The 21,006-nt window shown below is 43.1% G+C and carries 14 protein-coding genes; 2 read left to right on the top strand and 12 right to left on the bottom strand.

Annotated elements, in window-relative coordinates:
- Window positions 1-21: 21 nt before the first annotated feature.
- On the bottom strand, window positions 22-579 hold the full coding sequence (locus AC1XUD_RS13750) for a DUF1697 domain-containing protein (RefSeq protein WP_483361591.1): 558 nt from the start codon (window positions 577-579) through the stop codon (window positions 22-24).
- A 104-nt stretch (window positions 580-683) separates the two neighbouring features.
- Here AC1XUD_RS13750 and AC1XUD_RS13745 point away from each other — a divergent pair, with 104 nt between their 5' ends.
- A complete protein-coding gene (locus AC1XUD_RS13745) occupies window positions 684-1,133 on the top strand; it encodes a cupin domain-containing protein (protein WP_483361590.1) in 450 nt (149 codons plus the stop codon).
- 244 nt (window positions 1,134-1,377) lie between these two features.
- On the opposite strand, the gene AC1XUD_RS13740 is transcribed toward AC1XUD_RS13745, so the two are convergent.
- The 8 genes from AC1XUD_RS13740 to AC1XUD_RS13705 form a co-directional block, all read right to left on the bottom strand.
- The gene (locus AC1XUD_RS13740) at window positions 1,378-2,382 is read right to left on the bottom strand and encodes a DUF6807 domain-containing protein (RefSeq protein ID WP_483361782.1); all 1,005 of its coding nucleotides are present in this window, start codon (window positions 2,380-2,382) and stop codon (window positions 1,378-1,380) included.
- A gap of 265 nt (window positions 2,383-2,647) precedes the next feature.
- A complete protein-coding gene (locus AC1XUD_RS13735) occupies window positions 2,648-3,988 on the bottom strand; it encodes a Gfo/Idh/MocA family protein (protein WP_483361589.1) in 1,341 nt (446 codons plus the stop codon).
- A gap of 42 nt (window positions 3,989-4,030) precedes the next feature.
- Window positions 4,031-5,401, bottom strand: coding sequence for a 3-keto-disaccharide hydrolase (locus AC1XUD_RS13730; RefSeq protein WP_483361588.1), 1,371 nt, complete (start codon window positions 5,399-5,401; stop codon window positions 4,031-4,033).
- A gap of 232 nt (window positions 5,402-5,633) precedes the next feature.
- Window positions 5,634-6,776: a hypothetical protein gene (locus AC1XUD_RS13725; protein WP_483361587.1), complete on the bottom strand. Its 1,143-nt coding sequence runs from the start codon at window positions 6,774-6,776 to the stop codon at window positions 5,634-5,636.
- Window positions 6,760-7,743, bottom strand: coding sequence for a DUF2157 domain-containing protein (locus tag AC1XUD_RS13720; protein WP_483361586.1), 984 nt, complete (start codon window positions 7,741-7,743; stop codon window positions 6,760-6,762). Before AC1XUD_RS13720 ends, AC1XUD_RS13725 begins: the two co-directional genes overlap by 17 nt.
- A gap of 140 nt (window positions 7,744-7,883) precedes the next feature.
- Window positions 7,884-9,551: a RagB/SusD family nutrient uptake outer membrane protein gene (locus AC1XUD_RS13715; protein WP_483361585.1), complete on the bottom strand. Its 1,668-nt coding sequence runs from the start codon at window positions 9,549-9,551 to the stop codon at window positions 7,884-7,886.
- A gap of 54 nt (window positions 9,552-9,605) precedes the next feature.
- On the bottom strand, window positions 9,606-12,716 hold the full coding sequence (locus AC1XUD_RS13710) for a SusC/RagA family TonB-linked outer membrane protein (RefSeq protein ID WP_483361584.1): 3,111 nt from the start codon (window positions 12,714-12,716) through the stop codon (window positions 9,606-9,608).
- Between the two features lie 634 nt (window positions 12,717-13,350).
- Window positions 13,351-13,734 (bottom strand): hypothetical protein, encoded by a 384-nt coding sequence (locus AC1XUD_RS13705; RefSeq protein ID WP_483361583.1) that lies wholly within the window; start codon window positions 13,732-13,734, stop codon window positions 13,351-13,353.
- A gap of 478 nt (window positions 13,735-14,212) precedes the next feature.
- Between AC1XUD_RS13705 and alaS the strand changes: the two genes are divergently transcribed.
- Complete coding sequence (alaS, locus tag AC1XUD_RS13700; RefSeq protein ID WP_483361582.1) at window positions 14,213-16,858, top strand: alanine--tRNA ligase; 2,646 nt, start codon at window positions 14,213-14,215, stop codon at window positions 16,856-16,858.
- Between the two features lie 171 nt (window positions 16,859-17,029).
- On the opposite strand, the gene AC1XUD_RS13695 is transcribed toward alaS, so the two are convergent.
- The 3 genes from AC1XUD_RS13695 to AC1XUD_RS13685 all read right to left on the bottom strand — a co-directional run bounded on the left by AC1XUD_RS13695 (window position 17,030) and on the right by AC1XUD_RS13685 (window position 20,990).
- Window positions 17,030-17,527: a CHRD domain-containing protein gene (locus AC1XUD_RS13695; RefSeq protein WP_483361581.1), complete on the bottom strand. Its 498-nt coding sequence runs from the start codon at window positions 17,525-17,527 to the stop codon at window positions 17,030-17,032.
- A 238-nt stretch (window positions 17,528-17,765) separates the two neighbouring features.
- Window positions 17,766-18,887: a hypothetical protein gene (locus tag AC1XUD_RS13690; protein ID WP_483361580.1), complete on the bottom strand. Its 1,122-nt coding sequence runs from the start codon at window positions 18,885-18,887 to the stop codon at window positions 17,766-17,768.
- Between the two features lie 291 nt (window positions 18,888-19,178).
- Complete coding sequence (locus AC1XUD_RS13685) at window positions 19,179-20,990, bottom strand: LA_2272 family surface repeat-containing protein (RefSeq protein WP_483361579.1); 1,812 nt, start codon at window positions 20,988-20,990, stop codon at window positions 19,179-19,181.
- Window positions 20,991-21,006: the final 16 nt, after the last annotated feature.

The raw sequence follows: 21,006 nt of genomic DNA, 5'->3' as shown, positions 1-21,006 counted from the left end.
CTACATGAAGTCAACCTATTTCTAATCGCCATTTTCTAATTCGTCTGCCATATTTGCAAGCTTGTTTACAGTTGCCCAGTTTCTGGTGGTCGCCACCAGCTTTAACTTTGACTCAAAAAAGTTGTTACTCAGCTTCGTGTTCCCATAGCCGTTTGGGCAGTGGAGATAGATAGCGTTTCCAGATATTTCAAATTCGTCGGGGATGTATTTTTGAGAATCAATAGCGTTAACTCTGTCTTCTGAAGGAATATCTGCGAGAAACGTAACATGCAATTTGGCGAAATCTATATCCTGATAAGCTGAGAAAGGATTGTTTGCAATCACAGATTTAAGGTAGCCGGCAGTGATTACAAGCGTCGGAACGGTAGCTTCAAAATCCCTTAGGATGATTTCGGAAATAGCTTGCGCAATACTTTTTACGTTCGTGCCGTCAGACTTAAAAACCACATTACCGCTCTGAATATAGGTCTTGACAGACTGATAACCAGCGGCTTCCAAGGATTTTGTCAGCTCTGCAATTTTTATCATCGTCTTTCCGCTAACATTCACTCCTCTCAGTATTGCTATATATGTTGTCATTTTTGTAGGCAAAGGTCAGGCAGTTAAAACATCTTCCTTCTAAAAGAAGCGGTAAACCTTTTGAATACTGTCCTTTGATATATGAAATTTAACTTTTGCATGTCATGCTATTAGTCAAAAAAAGGGATATTGCAGTTGCAGTGGTTTCAGTCTTAACCACTTTGACTGTCCTTCAAGCGGCAAATCAGGTAGATAATTTACAATCAGCAGTATTCGACTGGAAAGATATTCCAATCAAGGAAACAAAAACCGGAGCTGTTCGAACGGTCTTTCGCTCAAAAACGGCGACGCTTGATGAGCTCGAATGTCATATTACGACTCTTAATCCAGGAGAAGCATCGCACCCTCCGCACAAACATCCGGAAGAAGAAATTCTGATCATCAAAGAAGGTACGGTGGAAGCGTTGGTTAACGGACAAACGAAACAAGTCGGACCGGGGTCTGTGATATTTCAGGCATCCAATCAAATGCATGCCATTCGGAATGTGGGAACAACCCCAGCCACCTATCATGTCTTTAGCTGGCATTCACCCGGAACAATGACATCCAAATAAGCCATATGTAAAAATCAAGCGACCTTCCCAAAGCTGGAAAGGCCGCTTGGATTTAACCGGGACTAAGTTATCATCTTATTCGAACATACGCATCTGACAAGCTGTTTTCCATATGTCAGCCTTTCCGGGTTGCGCTTATGCCTGAGCTATACTTTTCTATAATAATGTCACCACTGCGTGGTTGGAGAAAGTCAAAAGGGTATATATTGGAATAACCATGCTGTTGATTTTCCGAAATCCATTTTTATTTTACTTTCGCGAAATCAGCTGCCTCTTTATTCAACGCTTCATCACTTAAATGCTCGGAAGCAATGACGACACGATATCTGAAAGTAGTGGATTCGGCATGTTTAAGTTTGAAATCGAGGATATCTTTCCCATCACTAAATGCCTTCTGCCCTAATGGATTCACAGCAAACAACCCATATCCTCTCGCGTGCCAATAAGCAGGATAGCCCACATTTTTAGGATGATCTATGATCGCAATGCTGATATTTTCGTCATTAATTTTCCCTGTCAGGTTACACCATATAGCCCTTTTAGCCCACACATCCTCGCCGGTAATACCATTGCTATTGCGGTAGTTACCCGTAATTCCCTCGTTATTCATCTTAGGCACTTTAGTGGCGATTCCACTGGCATCGGTAAAAATTTCTGGCTTGTCAGAAGGTAGCTCCAGCTCACGTGCGACGCGAATCGCAAACATCCCGTCTTTAATATCAGGCATCGCTACGTTTCCGTTTGCCGCCTTCAAAGTTGTGGCTCTGTCAATTGTACGGATATTGCCTTTTCCAGCGAAAGTATAAGTCGTTGTTTCCTGTAACGTGACTTTGCCGTCCTTATCTTTCCAATCTGCCGTCACGACAAGCACTCCCTTGTCCTTTCCGGATTTCATTGAAGTAATTCCCGTATGAATAATCGTTCCGTAAGCGCGTTTGGCATGGTCAACTGCATTGGAATTATTCCAGTAGTCATTGCCGTTAACGTCCTCATAGTTAAGCCATATACCCACATGGTGCGGATGGTCCACCCGTTCGCCTGCACGCGGATCCAATGGCCAACCACGGGTAATAAGCGTTCCTTTTGGGGTTCTGACAGGATATAAAACTGCCTTTTTTAACACATCCGTTCCCGGATAATAATAATTTGTGAAAGGCTTCCCGTCGATAACCACTTCCACCATATGCTCCTTCTCTTTATTGATCAATTCAACTTTCTGAGCCTCGGCAAGGCCACAAAAAGCGACCATCGAAATGGCCGAGAAAACCAAACTTTTGTACGTAAGATTCACAATAATTGCGTTGGTTAATTGTTTAATTGGCTTTTGGCAGTAAGCTTTCGATTGCCTGTACTCAGACCTAATTGAAAAGCTTTGGGCGGTTGGCATTCGTTTGCGTTACTCCGACTTTGTTTCAATTAATCAAAGTCGGAGTAATTGAGTCGTTGATAAAATCGAGGTTTTAACCGATCCATCGACAGCCGACTGCTCAAAGGCGATTGCCTTTTCAACCCTTCTAACTTAGAACGATATCCTTTTTCACAGGATCCCAGCTCACACGTTTACCGGTATGTAACGCCTTGGTAGCCATTATATTAGCCACTGAGTGATTAAAACCTACTCTTGCCGGCGCATTGGTTTCCTTTCTGCTGCGGATACATTCCATCCAGTTCAGCATATGTAGTGAAGTCATCGGATCTGAACCTGTGTTGGCATCTGTCGCGATTTTCGCACCTGCTTCCAACGATAGCTCTGGAAGCAGATTTGCTTTTAGCCCCATACCTTTCGCGTCTCTTTCCTGCAAGCCACCGGTTGGTGTCACTTTGTTGGTATCCAGGTTAATCATCCCTCCATTAGAGAAATAATATTCTTTCACACCACCCGCTTCATTATTAAAACGTGACGAATAGATCACCTGGAATCCTTTCGATTTGTCATCAAACGGACCATAATCAAATGTTGCGCTAAATGTATCGACGTTGGTACGACCATCTTTCCATGTATATATACCACCATTCGCCACTACGTTTCTTGGAGCATCCAGTCCTGAGAACCAGTGTACTGTGTCGATCTGGTGAGCCATCCATTGGCCGGGGATACCCGAAGAATAAGGATAGAAAAGACGGAACTCAAGATAAAAACGTGGGTTCCAGGCCACTTTTGGACGATTCATCAGGAAGCGATCCCAATCAGTATCTTCCTGACGTATTTGATCAACCAATTCTTTCCGTCTCCAACGACCGGGCTGATTTACATTCCAGGTCATTTCAACGGTGGTGATATCTCCAAATTTACCAGATTTGATATACTCATATGCAGCCCAATAATTGGGTGCACTGCGACGTTGCGATCCAACCTGAACAATCTGTTTCGAAGCATCCACGGCTTTTACCGCAATTTTCGCATCTTCAAGTGATTCCGCGAACGGTTTTTCAACATATACATCCCTACCCGACTTCACAGCTTCTGCACATATTAAAGCATGCTGAAAATCGGCGGTACTGATAATCACCGCATCTACGTCTTTTCTTGCGAAAAGCTCCTCGTTATTTCTTGCTTTTACAAAGTCTTTGGATGCATATTCTTTGCCTTTGAAGAATTTCTCTGCTTCATCTCTGCGACGATTCCAAAGATCGGAAACCCCCATGAATTCAAAATTAAGATCCTTGGAATGTTCTGCAAAACTCGGCGCCAGTGAACTTCTGAAACGGTCAGAAAACCCTATAATTCCTACTCTTACCCTGTCGTTTGCTCCAATAATTTTACGGTAACTGGCCGCACTGAAGGCATTTGAGCCCACTGCCATGCCAGCGGCTGCCAACGCCGCATTTTTTATAAATTCTCTTCTGTTAGCCATTTTTAATGAATTGATTAGAAATTATAGTTTACAGATACTTGGTTAGTTTAGACTTTTGATCTTCAAACTTCTGAACATTACATTGTCATGATGGTCCTGAAGGAGGAGATATCCCTCTTTGGCCATCCCAAAGTTTTCGTACTTCTCATATTTCGACCTCGCTACCAGCGCTTTATAAATGGCCGATCCTCTTTTAAATTCTACCACTTTTTGTCCGTTCAGGAAATGCTGAACTGTTCCGTCGGGATATGCCACGATGCGCCCTTTATTCCACTCTCCTATTTTCTGAACCGAATTGGCCGGCTTGTCGGAAGGAATCAAATCATACAATGAAGCGAGCTTTCTGTTTCCAACAGCTCCCATTTTTGCATCGGGATGAAGCTCATCGTCCAGCACCTGATACTCCAGACTAACGCCGGAATGCGTATTTGCGTCATGTGCTTCTGGCACAAAATATTTAACGCCGCTGTTTGCTCCTTCGGTCAATTTAAAATCAAACTGAAATTCAAACGCAGGACCGTATTTCGACTTCGTTACTAAATCTACGCTTCCCTTGTCATCCACTGCTTTTTGAACTGCAATGGTCCCGTTATCAACCTTCCATCTCCCGGCAGGAATACTGTTTGAATTGTAGCCAGTCCATTGATCCATACTTGCCCCATCAAATAGCAACGACCATCCATTGTTTTTTTCATCCGGCGCAAGATTATTAGGAACGAAATTAACTATCCGGATATCAGTAGCCAGTGAAGTTTTAAGACCGGTGGTTTTAATTTTGATATTTTTCCATTTTACCTGAGTACCGTCTTTGGACTTGTCTTTCCCTATTCCGTGAACCTGCAGGCATATGAAGCCACTCAATGTCAGATCATCAATGATATGAGCGACCGGCACTCCGTTCACAAAAGTTTTGATATCACTGCCTATGGCCTCAATCCGGTAATGATTCCATTCATTTTTCTTAAATGCGCCCTGCGCTCCAGGGTTCAAGTCGCCGGGATATAGCCAGCCACGACGGGCTTCGTCGTATATACCACCCGACCATTTGCGATCAGAGGGGTCGATCTCCATTTGATAACCGTGTACCCGTCCATTCATAAAATCAGATTTGGACAGACTACGAAATTGGATACCGGAGTTCAATTTATTGTCAACCATAAGGTCACATTCGAATATAAAATCGCCGTAATCCTTCTCGGTCGTTAGAAAAGAATTTGGTGTATCCATGGCAGAAGTGCCCACGATGGCGCCATTTACAACTTCATATTTTGCGTTTCCATTTAGCTGCTTCCAACCCGTCAAGTCTTTTCCATTAAAAAGGGACACCCATCCGCCAGCTCCCTTCTGCGCAAACCCGGGAGTGACCAGCAATACTGATAAACATGCAAAAATTGTAACAAGCCTTTTAGTCATTGATTCTGATGCTATTTGATATATACTAATACTCCTACAAGACGTGAATTCACTATTGTCACCCTCAAAATGAGGCAACAAATTTTTAAAAGTTGACTCACAACGCGCACAAAACGCCGCCGTGCTAAGATTAGCAAAGTCATCATCATTGAATTTTATACTGCTATAACTTCAAATAAAAAGCCCTATTCCAAGGGCTCAAACATTTTAACCAAAACGACAAAACCAGACTTCAATATTCATTTTGAGCTCCGCCGCCACCGAACTCACCACCTCCAAACTCAAAACCCTTTTCCGTTGGCGTCTGTCCTAATTGCTGAGCGACCAAAAACGCCTCCAGATTGGCAAGTTTCCGTTTTCCGTCTTTTTGATCTGATATCCCCCATTTCGTATTCGTGAAGAAGCGTATTGCCCAAACAGCAAAAAGTATCAATGCCCCTCCCACCAACAAAGATGCCATTTCCAGCGAAAGAAGACCGAAATAGTACTTATATGTAAATCCGGAAAAAGCTACGGCAAACATCCCGGTGATTAACTTCATTCTGTTTTTAGTCCGAAGGCCTGATACTATATATAGAAAGGGAATGAAAAAAGTCAGGATGTAAAATAGTAATGCAAAAGGGATCTGAGGGGCGGATGTAGTATCAAGCTCATTGATCAATGCATTACCCTCCCGTACCACATAATAGTTGCCTCCAGCATAAAATGCGATCAAACAAAGCAATTCGAGTAATGTCTGGCAATCGGCATAATAATCAAACTCACGTTTTCTATTGATAAAGAAAAAGGTACACGACAGAATCATGATTCCAAATGGTAGTAATGCCGCGCCGAATTTGAACTGCATCATTATATTAGAGAAGAGTATCAAACCGGCGGCAAAAGCGGCAGCCACTGTCGCCAGATCTGCGTATCGAATTATTGCTGGAATCAGAACAAGCAAAGCCACACAGCAACTAAGCCAGACGGGAGGATTTTGTATTAGCAAAAAAAATGGAACAAGTATGGCTACCAACGCAGCATAGAGCAACGCATTATCAACTCCTGAATGATATAACTTTCGATCCTTTATCAGAAATTCGAGTGCCGCGACGAAACAGATCGCTGAAATAAAACTCATGATAGATATAGCTCCATCTCCATTATTTCCTACCAGAAACAAACTCAAAAACGCGGAGAAAAACACGCAAGCAATGAGCCCGAAAATGAACAACCCAATTTTCACAAAAATACCCGGCCGGTAGAAGTGTTCCGGAAATTCGGTTTGGACTGCGGCAAATTGAGCGTCGGATATCATTTTCTTCTCTAGCCACGATTGAGCGGTTTGCTTTATTCGCAAATTCCTGACCCATTCTATATTATATGCCTTCATCATTTTTATTTACTCCCAATATTTTTTTCACATTTAGAAGAAAGACGATCACTCCCGCGCTGGAGGCGATGAAATAGAAAAATCCCATACCTCTGGCAAAGAAGTCGGGCATAATTTGAAACAAGGCATACGTCACTATGATATAACCATATATCACCCCCATCAACAGGAAGAGTAAAGTATGGGTTTTGCGGGCGAAATAGATGAAATAAACCGACAGGCCGGCTGCGATAAAAAAGTAAAGTATTTTGATATCGAATGAAAAAAGTCCGATCATCGCAGCTACCACTGCCAGATTTCCCCCTAAAAAAATATATGTAAATCCAAAGTGCTTCTTCCAATCTCTTTCAGATGTAGCAATGCCAACTACAACCAATACAATACCTAAAATTATGGCCGTATGTACAATTCGCGCGTCTGAAAAGTCATTCTTCTGCAGTATTGAAATTGGAGCGATCGTCAACCCAGCCCAGGATGCCAGGCCGGTGATGGCCATCGAAAGTACCCCGCGGTGGTCAAAAAAATAGGCACAAAAGAAAAAGATAATGGTAGGAATGAAAACGGCCAGGCCATATTTCTCACCGAAAACCGCATATTGAAATTGCAGGTATCCCTCCAAAGTCAAAAATGCCATGCAGCCTAATAATAATATATAAGAAGCCAGGGAAGACGAATCATCCACCTCCAGCCAGCTAAACGGTTGACGATTTCTATATACGAATGCGAAACAGACCAGAGTAAGTAAGGTTATGAATCCGATAATCGCCTGATGTCCAATGGTATCTATATTCTGATACACCAGCACGCCAATACCAGCAGAGAAAAGAAGAATGCCGATGTACAATAACGACCTTAATTCCCAATGAATTGAAAAAGGCTTTTCGCGTTCGTAGGTTTCTATTTGCGCGGCAAGTTCGGATGTAATGATCTCCCTTTCCGACAGTTGGGCAAGAATGGATTTATAATTCATATCAGGTGATAGCTGGAGGATATAAAGGTATTTACTTAATACCACAAGTTGGAGAGATGTTTATTGAACGGCAGGATGCTGAGAACAAGAAAGAGGATGTCTATACAGACACCCTCCGGTTCACTTCAATTAATGATATCTCAATATCCAGGATTCTGCGGGAAAACTGACTTTCCATCAGTTGTTTTTGCGCTTCTGTCGATCTGGGTCTGAGGGATCGGTCGAAGAACGTGGAAATCCTTGATGTTGACCGCTGCTTGTGGATTGTACAATTTAACACGTTCCAGCAATAGCCCCCATCTTTTCAAATCCAGCCACCTTGTCTGCTCGCCAGCCAACTCTCTCGCTCTTTCCTCAATAACCATTTCCATAGTCATATCTGCTTCTTTGATAAGCATCGCATCCTTTTTACCTGGCCATCCTGCTCTGTATCGAACCGCGTTGATTGCCTCTGTTGCTCTTGCTGTATTCCCTGCTTTTAATTGAGCTTCAGCAAGCATCAGATAAACATCTGCCAAACGAATTGCAAAATAGTCACGGCTTCCAGCTTCGTAAGTTTTGTCCGGGCGTTGCGTATCAAAAAACTTCTGTAAAGTTGGGAATAATGCCTCGCTATATTTACTTGGAACCAAAACCTGATACTTTTTCGTAGCCCTTTCTTCCTTCGTCATTTCATAACCCGGGATGAAGATTGCAGTATCGCCAGACGCAAAAGTAACTGATGTTTTGGAGTCATCGAACGACGCCGAATTATACGTACCAGGCTTGTTAGACTTCCATGTGTCACGGAATGTCTTCTTATACCTCGAGTCGTTCGTGCGATCTTTGAAGACTGTGTTGATCAGGTAGCTGGTCGGACGCAGACGCTTGAATGGACGACCGTAGAAAACATCACGCTCCATACCCGGCTGCACGTCATATTGCATACCAAAATACAAGTGCAAACTATTTCCAAGATTGTTAGTCAATGGATCTGCCGTATACTGAATCGCAAATACTACTTCGCTATTTACCTGATTGTTTTGATCAAAAACGCTTGCAAAGTCATCAAGGAGTTTGTAGCCATAGTTACTAACCACACTTTCACATAAAGCTGCCGCCTTTGTAAAGTCGTCCGGAGATTTTGAGGCAGAATAACCTTTTGCGAGGTATACTTTCGCCAAAAGCGCTTCCGCTGCAGGTTTGGTTGCCCGGCCATAGTCGGTAGACTGCGCTTTTGCTTCAAGCCCGGCAATTGCATCGTTCAAATCAGCAATTATCTGGGTATACATCTCGGAATCGGTTGCTCTTTTTGTCTCCTTTGTTGGCAACACAGTTTCCGTCAAGCGAAGGTCTACACCACCATATTGCTGATGCAGGATATAATAGAAATGAGCTCTCAGAAATTTCACTTCCGCGATTCGCAACGCTTTAATATTATCTGCAACACCGGTTACGTTTGCAACTCTGTCTATTACCGCGTTGCAGGTATTGATCCCTTTGTAGAGTTCGTCCCAGGTTGTGGCAAGGTAGTCTACCGTCGGGTTCAACTGACCGTCATAAAAATGGAAACCTTTATATCCGCCATCGGCACCGGTCGCGTAAATGTCAGTACCAAATTCGCTCATAGTCAGCCCTTGCTGGGTTCCGTAATAAAACCGAAGAGATGAATATGCAGCACGCACTGCATCCTCGAACCCTTTTGGAGTGTTCATGTAGTCGTTGCCGATCCCAGATACAATCTCCTCATCCAAAATATCCTTACATGACTGCCCACCCAACAGGAGCGCCGTCATACCCATGATCATTATTGTCTTTTTTAATCTCATGATTTCTTATGTATATACTTCAGGTTTAACCGTCTGTTTGTTTAATAATCTCTATTAAAATTTGGCGTTCAAACCAAAAGTAATTACCGTTGTCGCAGGCGTCACACCTGTTCCACCCGCTGCCAAACCAGTAGTTTCAGGGTCAATTCCGTTGTATTTGGATCTGTATTTCGACCAAATTACCGGCTGCTGGATGCTGGTATATAACCTGAACTGTTCCATACCCAATTTCTTCGCTACTTTTTCATTGAATGAATATCCGAAGTTGATATTACGCAGTTTCACGAACGTTCCATCGTAGTAAGTAAGCGTGCTACCATATACAGGGAATTCCTGGTTGCTTTTCGGGCGAGGAAACTCATTGGTAGGGTTGTTTGGTGTCCAGTAATCCACTTTAATTTGCTGATAACGACCGGCAAGTGCGTTGTTGCTATTGTGGAATTCACTACGAATCAAGTTTCCAACACGAGCGAAGAAAAAGAATGACAAGTCAAACCCTTTGAAGGAGAACCTGTTCGTTATACCCGCATTGAATTTCGGAACATCAGATCCAATAATTTCACGGTCATCCGCATTAATAATACCATCGTTATTGAGATCTCTGATCTTAATCTGCCCTACCTCACTTGCATAGGATTTTGCAGCATCCGCTTCATTTGCCTGCCAGATACCATCCTTGCGGTAATTAAACACGGTACTCAACGGGTGACCGATAAACCAGCCGTTACCTACGTCATCCACTTTTCCATTATATAGGGAAAGAATGGCTTCGGTGTTTTTGGTAAAAGTAAAGTCTGTTGACCATTTAAAGCTAGATTCTCTGTTTATGTTAATGGTTGAGAAACTTAACTCAATACCGCGGTTACGAGTTTCCCCCACGTTTCTGGTCACAGCGTTAAATCCTGTAGAACCTGGCAACTGATCTGACAATAGCAAATCTGTGGTATTTGTCTGGTAGAATTCAAGTGATCCCTGAAGTCTTCCTCTCCAGAAAGAGAAGTCTAGACCGATATTGGATGTAGCTGAAGATTCCCATCTCAAATCCGGGTTTCCAATTGTGTTTGGACGATATCCGTACGCTCCAACTGCTCCCCATGCATAGGCAGTTCTGCCCAACAAACCCTGAGTTTGGTATGGAGCAACCCCTTGGTTACCCACTTTACCCCAGCCCGCTCTAACTTTCAAAAGATCTAACCAGGAAATTCCTCTCATGAATGATTCGTTGCTCAAATTCCAGCCCACAGCTACTCCCGGGAAATTACCATATTTAGAATTTTCACCGAACCGGCTTGATCCATCGCGACGTAACGTCAAGGTAACCAGATATTTATCATTGAAGTCATAGTTCACACGAGCCATGTACGAGTTGATCGTCCACTGCGACAAGTTACTTCCAACTCCAAGGATTGTAGAAGATGCACCGAGGTTATAGAACTGCATTGATTCAGCGGGTACCCCTTGTGTATTGGTGATGTAGGTCTCAGAATTGTCGCGTTGAATGGAGTGAAGTAAAGTAACACCCAAGTTGTGCTTTCCACCAAAGGTTTTGTTATAGGTTACTACGTTTTCCAGCGTCCAGTTAAAGGTAATGTTGTTACCAGCAGTAGCCTGCGCATCACCACCTTTCCGTGCGTTTGTTTGAGAGCCGATGAAGCGTCCATATCTGGAAATTGTGAAGTCAGGACCGAAATTAACACGGTATTTTAAACCATCGATGATTTTAAATTCTGCGTAAAGACTATTGAATATCCGATATCTTTTCAGGTTGTCGACTTGTGCACCGGGCACAATTTCCGCCAACGGGTTGGTCAGTAGTGCATCATTGGTAGGTGAGAAGATCATCTTGCCATTTTCATCGTATGGCACGGCAAGCGGATTTTGTTGAATTGTAAAACCATAGGTATTAAGGTTCTCTCCGTTTCTGATGCTATACATCGAATAGGAAGCCAAACCAACTTTGAACCAGGAGTTTACGCTGTGATCGATGTTTGCACGAAGCGAAGTTCTTGTAAAATCAAGTCCCTCAACGATACCCTTATCACGGAAAAAACCACCTGAAATATAGAACTGAGTTCTCTCATTTCCGCCCTGAACACCTATGGAATGGTTTTGCATTACTCCATTTTTCAGGATCAGATCCTGCCAGTCAGTACTCGTTCCGTTAGCAATTCCTTTTGCAACATTCGGGTCACCACCTAACACCGCCACTTTTTTATCTGCTACCGGATCTATCACGCCTGATGCAACCGGATTGCCATTTGCGTCGGTATATCCTCCTGTAGCACGATATGATTCTCTGACAAACTCAGCGAATTCCGGTCCATTAAATAGCTCAATTTTATCGAGTGGCTTGGAAACTCCCACATAAGCATCATAACTTACCGTAGTTTTTCCTTTTATCGCACCTCTTTTTGTCGAAACAATAACAACCCCGTTCGCACCTCTCGCTCCATAAATTGCAGTCGCAGTTGCATCCTTCAAAACCTCCATTGATTGAATATCACTTGGGTTAAGATCCTCATAACCAGCGGAAAGTGGAATTCCGTCAACTACATAAAGCGGATCGTTACCTGCGTTAAATGACCTGCGACCCCGAATCAGGATTTTTGGAGCAGTACCTGGTTTTGAACCCGATTGGGTAACATCTACTCCGGCAGCACGTCCTTGCAGCGCCTGACCAAGGTTTGTAAGCGGCATTTCGTTGATTTCTTTGGAACTTACCGAAGAAATTGCACCAGTTACCTGACTCTTCTTTTGAGTTCCATAACCCACCACTACTATCTCAGTCAAAGTTTTAAGGTCTGCTACCAAAGTGACTGAAACACTACTTTTATTCCCAACCACGATTTCTTGCGTTACAAAGCCCACCGCCGAGAATACCAGCACCGAGTTGTCATCCGTTACTTCAATCTTGAACTTACCATCAACGTCGGTATTTGTACCTGTTCTGGATCCTTTCAACACTACCGACACACCAGGGATACCCGTATTATCTTCAGATGAAATTACCTGACCAGACACCGATTTGTCGATGCCTACTGAAGACACATTTGCTGTTAAAGTTTTCAAGTGAGGAGAAGCATGCGTGAACGTCTGGAGGCCCAGGAGGCCTACGATCGTTCCGCCACATAAAATCATCCTTACATTGGTAAAGGTTCTTTTCATTTTATGGATTGGTTTAATTTAAAAGATACGGTGCTTATTTGACGACATTGTTTTCATTCACCCCTATTTGAATAATTTATTTTTTTATAAAAATTGTCAAATATCAAAAATATCCTGTTCTGCTTCCTCACAATCCCGTTGCTCTTCATACTAAAACAGTTATCGAAAAAATGGGTGAAAAATTGACGCTGATCTGAGGGTGGACTATCCGCGCTGCCGACCGAAATGCAGAACTATTGCACAAAACATATTATTCTATTTTTTGTGTGTATAGTACAATGGACAATGATGTGGTGAGAATAGAAATTCGGCAACAAAAATGGAAGAAAATCGTGTTTTTTATTTGTGCAATCGTTATCGGGAACGTTGCCATTATTGCCGGTATCAAATATTTTTTTGAAATATATCAATATATTCGACACTTTATCGAGATTCTGCAATAAGCTGGATAGTAGATAAAATTGAATTATTCCAATAAATCAACAAGACAACATCACTGTCACGGAAGTGTTAGGCAACTCCATTTGCTAGTGCGAGGATGCATATAAATGGGAAGAGCATATTCAAGCACTAGTTCGCTCAGAGCTTCATGCTGAGAAAATGGAGGTATCTTGTTAAAAAAGGGAATGTAGAACTACCTCACCAAAGAAAGATAGAAGAGAATTAAGATTAGCCCGAGGGAAACGAGCCCGATAAGAAGTGCATTTTTGGACGCTTTCATGGACAAAAGTCCACCGCCAGACTTATTGGCTTCTTTGTCGGTGATGATATCCAAAGAATTACGAATTCGTTCCCAAAGAGAGTTGGCTTCCTGTCCCGAAATCGACTCAAGTTTCCAGTCAGATGCCTGTTTAACAAGCTCTTTGGCTGTTTGTACGGTTTCCTTCATAAAAGGATTTTCGGCTATCAACCCTTCCCAATAGTTGCTCATCGAAGGGTCTTCCGGAAATCGAACCCATCTTATAAACAACTTTTCCATTGCTAGCTCCTCAGCCGAAAACTCGGAATAGGGTTTCATCAATAACATTTTAAATGGTCAATTTAATTGGTGCAATTCACTTCGAGTGGACTCTGTTTAATCTCAAAATGAATGGTTTGTTAATGTTTCTGAATTTCTAAAAAAAGAAAGGCAGCTATTGATTATACTCTTAATATGAAATATTCAGAATTAAAATAAATATCAGTAGGCAAAGTTGACAAAAAACCACCAGAAACAAGGAATAATCATAATATACGCAACAAGATTCAATGTATAGTCCTATTTTTGTAGAATAACTCCCTAAAAAGTTGCGTTGCAAACGCAGAAACATGGGGAACCGATTGTAAATAGGTTCCAGTCACGTCGGAGCGCGGTTCCTTTAACCTTTAACCCCTCCTCCATTCCTCCCTATTTCCCCTTCCACCTTTCCCCTTTTTTTCCCTACCTTTGCCGGAATTTTAGATAGGATATCAAACGGAGTTTTTCCGGTCGCTGAATTAAAATCGCATATATTTTTATGACTTCGCATCAAATACGTCAGGCATTTCTGGAATTTTTCAAAAGCAAAGAGCACCTTATTGTTCCATCTGCTCCACTAGTAGCAAAAAACGACCCAACGCTGATGTTTAACAACTCAGGGATGGCGCAGTTTAAGGACTTCTTCCTTGGAAATGGAACACCGCCTTCAAAACGTATTGCGGATACTCAAAAATGCCTTCGAGTTTCGGGCAAGCACAATGACCTTGAAGATGTTGGTTTTGATACTTACCACCATACCATGTTCGAAATGCTCGGCAACTGGTCATTTGGTGATTATTTCAAAAAAGAAGCGATTACATGGGCTTGGGAGTTACTGACAGAAGTATATAAACTCCCAAAAGACAGACTATATGTGTCTGTTTTTGAGGGAGATAGCAAAGACAACGTACCTTTCGACCAAGAAGCCTGGGATCTGTGGAAACCTATCGTGGGAGAAGACCGGATCATATTAGGCAATAAAAAAGACAATTTCTGGGAAATGGGCGACACGGGTCCATGCGGGCCCTGTTCCGAAATCCACGTCGATCTTCGTCCTCAATCTGAGGTCGATTTAATATCTGGAAAAAGTCTGGTAAATAACGACCACCCTCAGGTTGTCGAAATCTGGAATCTTGTATTTATGCAGTTTGAGCGTAAAGCAGACAGCTCTTTAATACCGCTCCCTGCGACGCACGTCGATACCGGGATGGGCTTTGAGAGGCTTTGTATGGCTGTTCAGAATAAAACATCCAACTACGACACCGACGTATTTCAGAATACCATTCAGGTTTTAGAACAATTTTCAGGTAAAGCCTACGGGTCAGAAACATATGCGGACATAGCGATGCGGGTGATTTCTGACCATATCCGTGCCGTTGCTTTTGCTATAACCGACGGGCAGCTCCCATCAAATGTGAAAGCGGGATATGTAATCCGCAGGATTTTGCGTCGTGCGGTTCGTTACGGATATTCGTATCTTGGCTTACAAGAGCCATTTTTCCATAAACTGGTACCAGTGTTGGCTGAACAGTTCAAGGACGTTTTCACGGAATTGAAAGCTCAGGAAGAGTTTGTTACGAAAGTGATATTGGAAGAAGAACGCAGTTTCCTTCGCACGCTAGAATCCGGCTTGAAGAGATTGGACAATATTACCAACAACCTGAAAGCGAGCGAAATACACGTCATTGCTGGCAATGAAGTTTTTGAATTGAGCGATACCTTCGGGTTCCCTGTTGACCTTACAGCCCTGATCGCACGTGAGAAAGGCCTCGAGATAGATGAGGTGGGTTTTCAGGATGCATTGGCTGAGCAGAAAAAACGTTCCCGCCAGGATGCCGCCAAAGAAGCGACAGACTGGATCGAAATTCGTGAGTCGGATGGCGTGGAGTTTTTGGGATATGATTTTGAGGAAACGCATAGCCATATTACCAAGTTCAGAAAAGTAAAAACCAAAACAGGCGAGCAATATCATATTGTGCTTGATAAAACTCCTTTCTACGCCGAAATGGGCGGACAGGTTGGCGATACCGGAACTTTGGAGTGGGATAAAGATGGCCAATTGATCAAGGTTAATATCGTTGACACAAAAAAGGAAAACGATCTTTTTGTACATATATCTGAAGATAAAAATCTGGACGAGGCGTTGACTTCTGCCGGTATCGTTAAGGCGAAAATCAATATTGAGAGAAGAGAGAAAATAAAGGCAAACCACTCCGCTACCCACTTGATGTTGTCGTCGATGCGAGAGGTTTTGGGTAACCATATCGGCCAGAAAGGCTCTTATCTGAATGATGAAGTCTTGAGATTTGACTTTTCTCACTTCGCGAAAGTGACGGATGAAGAATTGCTCAAAATTGAGGACATCGTTAATGAGAAAATCCGAGAGAATATCAAACTTGATGAACGACGTAACGTACCTATCCAGCAGGCACTTGACGCAGGGGCAACGGCTACTTTCGGTGAAAAATACGGCGATTTCGTTCGTCTGATCATATTCGACCCGAAGTTCTCGTTTGAGCTTTGCGGCGGAACCCATATTGACTCTACAGGCAAAATCGGGATATTCAAATTTATTTCAGAAGGCTCGGTGTCAGCCGGTGTTCGCCGTGTGGAAGCAGTGACTGGCGAGCGGGCGCTGGAATTAATGAGAAGCCAGGAAGACACGCTGAGTAAAGTAAAAGAATTACTGAAAAGCCCGTCTGATATCGTCAAATCGCTTGAAGCGTTGTTGGAAGAAAGAGCGCTTCTTCAAAAGAAAGTTGCCTCACTGGAAAATGAAAAAGTGCAGGGTATAAAAACTGCTTTGCTTGATAAGGTGAAGAAATATCAGTCTTTCAATTTATTGGTCGAAAAAGTCGAAGTTCCGTCTGTAGATTCGTTGAAACAACTTTCATATGAATTAAAAGATCAGGTTGAAAATCTGATCGCAGTTTTTGGAACGGAAATTAATGGAAAACCACAACTGTCGGTATATATTGCTGAACACCTGGTTGGAGACGCAAATCTGAATGCAGGAAAAATTGTGAAAGAACTGGCCAGGGAGATCAAAGGTGGTGGCGGTGGCCAGCCTTTCTTTGCAACCGCGGGCGGTTCGGATGCTTCCGGCTTGGATTCCGCGCTTGAAAAAGCGAAAACGCTATTTTAAGGTGGCTAACGGCCCTCAGCTTTCGGCGGTCGTAGGCTTACAAACATCCTGGAGCAAGTTTGAAATCTAAAATGATCCTTGGGGATTTTGCAAACACTTAGCATACCAAATCAAAAATAGCTGCCTTTCGAGCAGCTATTTTTGATTTAACTTATATGGTTTTCAATCCATTTAATTCGCCTCTTCAGCTTTCAATTGGCCTCTGATCTCTCCCATCGGATGGTTAGCCGTGTGGATATTCAGATAGTATTTGCCATTTTTCAAATCTGTCATCTGTTCAGCTGTCAATGTATCGGTAAATACGAATGGGGAAGTAAATGTCGATCCCAAATCAATTACAACAGCTCCCGCGCTGTCTGCTGGTGCTTTGTGAATATGCCAGGCGGTCGGAATAAACGGTTTAAGTGAATCGCTTACTGTGGTGTCAGCTGCGGCAGAATCACTGTAAGTAATGTTTAATTTTAGAATCCGTTTTTCCTGATCAAGAGTTCCCTCTACATCTCCGGTAGCGGTTGATGCATTCAACGGAACTTCATTACCACCATTTAGAGTAGTGGTCACTTTCAATTCAGGCTGTGGAATCGCTGGTATTGTGCTGTCGTCATCATCGTCGCTACATCCCATGGCAGTTGCAAAAAGTATTGCTCCTATAAACGCCAGTTTTCTCATAATTTAATTTTTAAGTTAATAAATGGAACAGGTACTGACCGGATACGGGCAAAACTGAAACCATTGCTTACCAAAAGAGATATAGCACTTACTGTGAGCATCTTAGCTTTTGAGCGGTGATTGTGTGGTTTGGGGAAGTAACTAAACTTATTGCCCCAAAACGCCACAAAACCAGCCGTCATATATAACCATACCACGAAAGCATAATATTTTACAAAGGTATACTTCTTGTTTCCACCTACAATATTAATCTGATTCCGCCGTTTACGCCCAAATACAACCCCTCAAAATCGCCATTTGATCTCGTATTTTCCCAAAGAAAATCGTTCATAAAGGCATTCGTTTCACTCTTTGGATAGTTTACATAGTTGAAAGTCGGCCCGCCGAAGATTGCGAAGTGTTTTGAAAATTGAAACACGGCCAGCGCCCGAACAGAGGATTTGAAATAGTCGCTATCTCCAGATTGAAACAGATTTTGCGAGACCAGTTCCGGTGTTATTTTGAAACGCTGACTGACACGAATATTCATCCCGAAACCAGCCTCAAAACCATAAATCGCCTCGTCCGCAAATTTGAGATTATAGCCGCCGCCCACTATTCCATATAACTTTTTACCACCGGAGCGAAAAGTGGCCATAGTCGTCACGGTTTCATCAACGCTTACAGAAAAGCTCTTTTCACCATTCCTTATGATATTGACGAGGCCAATCGGATAGTCGCTGCTGTCGGCAATATTGATAAATCCGGCAATCTGCACGCCTTTAACTTTTTTTGCAACATTTATAAATCCCGCAACCTGGGTATTGACTTCGTTCGCATAGTTCACAAATCCGGAAAGCTGAACGCCTTTCACTTGTCCTTTTGCCGTACTGCTAAATCCCGCAATCTGCGTTTTCGCATCCTGTGCATAATTGCTAAAGCCCGAAAGCTGGATGCCTTTTACTTCACCTTTAGCCACACTGCTCAGACCTGATATCTGTGTGATAGAATTACCTCCTGAAATATTAGCTAGTCCAGCCACTTCGACCGCTTTGGAATCTTTTCCTGTAACATTCACCAAACCTGCCAGATGAAAGCCCTCCGCCGTATCTTTGACGACATTAGAAACTCCGGCGATCATTACCCCATGACTCGCCTCAGTCAAATTACCAATACCTGCCATCGCAAAGCCTTTTTCAGATCTGGAAACACCTCCGATTAAATGCAGGGAAAAGTCATTTGATATTTTGGGTGCGTCAAGTCCGTTCGTGCTGACCGGATATACAAATCCGATATGCGTTTTTCTGGTTTCCTGCGCAAGGCCAGAAAGTGATATCATCAGAAAAACGATTGTGCTGATTATTTTAAAATTATGGCTCATGATCTTATACTTTAAATGATGCTGAATAATGGAAGCACAACAGCTCATTTTCCAAGTCATGACCGCAGGCCTTCGGTCGTATCGCTCATTTGCTGTGTGCGATATATCGACACCTGACCCGACGTTTACCCTAAATTTTGTTGGAAATTATTTTTAAAGAGGTTTTAAACGCAATAGACGCGATGGGTTTCGCGATGGGGCGCTAAGTCTGATCATATACCAGAATAATAGACAAGACTTACCGGGTTTTCAAAACCTGGTAAGTCTTGCAACGGCCTGTACGTTAGAACCTTACTTCCGACCATACCGCCAGCTTAACCCAGCCTGCGCACCAATCCATCCCGTCGCTTTGTCGCCGATTGGAACTGCATTCAAATAGCCCGGTGGAAATGTTTTGTATCCGGGTACGACCTCCGCATTTTCATTATAGTATATGGAAAAAGCCGGACCAACATATAAGGAAACCCTTTCACTCAACCAGAAGGCCAGCGACATTTGGCTTCGTACCAATCCTCCGGGGTTTTCCCACGAATTCTGAATAATACTTTGAGATGAAATTTCTGCCTGCAATCCAAGCAACTTGCTCATTTTAAATTCTTTCCCAATCCCTAACCCAAGAGTATATACTTTATTGCCGCTGCTTATCCCAACACCACCCATGATCATTGTATACATCTTTCGATTTCCCATTTTCCATGCCAAATTGAATGGTGCAATTTCATTGGCATATAGCGAGATATTGGATGTGCCATGTTTCACAATATTGATAATACCAATACTGACACCGGACGAGCTGTCTGCGTAGTTAATGAGACCGATTTGTGCCCCTTTCAGTTTTCGGGTATAGTTAAAAAAGCTCAGTTGCAGACCTTCTGTTTTACGGGCTGTATTAAAAAGACTGGATATTTGCGCACCGTGTACTGTACTAAAAGTGCTATTCACGGCGGCTGCGACCTGAACTCCGTTGAATGAACTGTCGATATGGTTGAATATGCCGGAGATCTGCGCACCCCTTCCCCGCCCTTTCGCAACATTGGCCGCGCCCGCAACCTGAACGCCATCGATACTTCCACCGGCAATATTGAGGATGCCCCCAATTTGTGCGCCATGCATGTTTTTCAGAAGCAGATTCGCAGTACCAGCAACTTGCACACCCTGAAGTGAATCAAGGACGTGATTGTAAATCCCTGCTGCCTGCACACCTCGAACATCCCCGGAAGTAACATTAAACCAACCCGCCACCTGCACATATCGCATGCTTCGTTTAGTGATATTAAACATACCCGCAAGTTCGACGCCGTTGACGCCGCCGCTATATCCACCGATCAGGTTAAGTGATATTTTATTTTCAATTTGAGAATTCATCATGCCGTGGGTACTCAATCCAGGCGTCAGTGATGCCTGATACGGAAGAGAGACAAAAAACTTCCCGATGTTGCGGCTTTGTAATCTTAACTTATCGGAAACAAACAAACGACCCAGCCAGGTACGCTCTGCTTCTGAATACCTTACCCAGACCGGATCCAGTTCCACAGGTTTTAAAATCATGCTAATACGAAGCTCTGACGCAGCGTTTACGATGACCGTAGTATCGGCATATCCCACCTTACTCACTGAAATGGAAAGCGGAAAACTTCCGTCCTTAAACTTCAATTTGAAAAATCCATTTTCATTGGTGAGGTCGGAAACGAGCTTTGTTTTGGAATATACACTCACAAAATCCGCAGGAGCTCCGGTTTCTTGATCCGAGATATACCCACTGACAATCAGGTATTTCTCCTGAGATTTCCGCTGAATAATAAGATAAGCTCCTGTTTCTTTATATTGATATCCATCGCCCAGCAATTTGTCCAAAACATTCCGAACGGTAATGGCCCTGTACGCTATGCTGACGACGCTGTCGCCCGGAAGAATTGTGCTGCTGTAAGAAAAGTAGAAGCCGCCTTGAGCACTGACCGTGTTGAGCACCTGGGCGATCGTCTGCTGGTTTGCTGAAACGGAAACTGTCTTGTTCAAAAAGCTTTGCCCATAGGTTTTGGTGGTCGCCAGCAGAGCCACCACCAAAACGATCAGTCTTGTGCACGCGTTGTAAAATTGGATCATTCGACAAAAATAACCA

The organism is Dyadobacter sp. HNCC25DJ184 (assembly GCF_056895215.1).
Note: the sequence above shows the minus strand (reverse complement) of the source record. Positions and strands in the feature narration are given on the sequence as shown.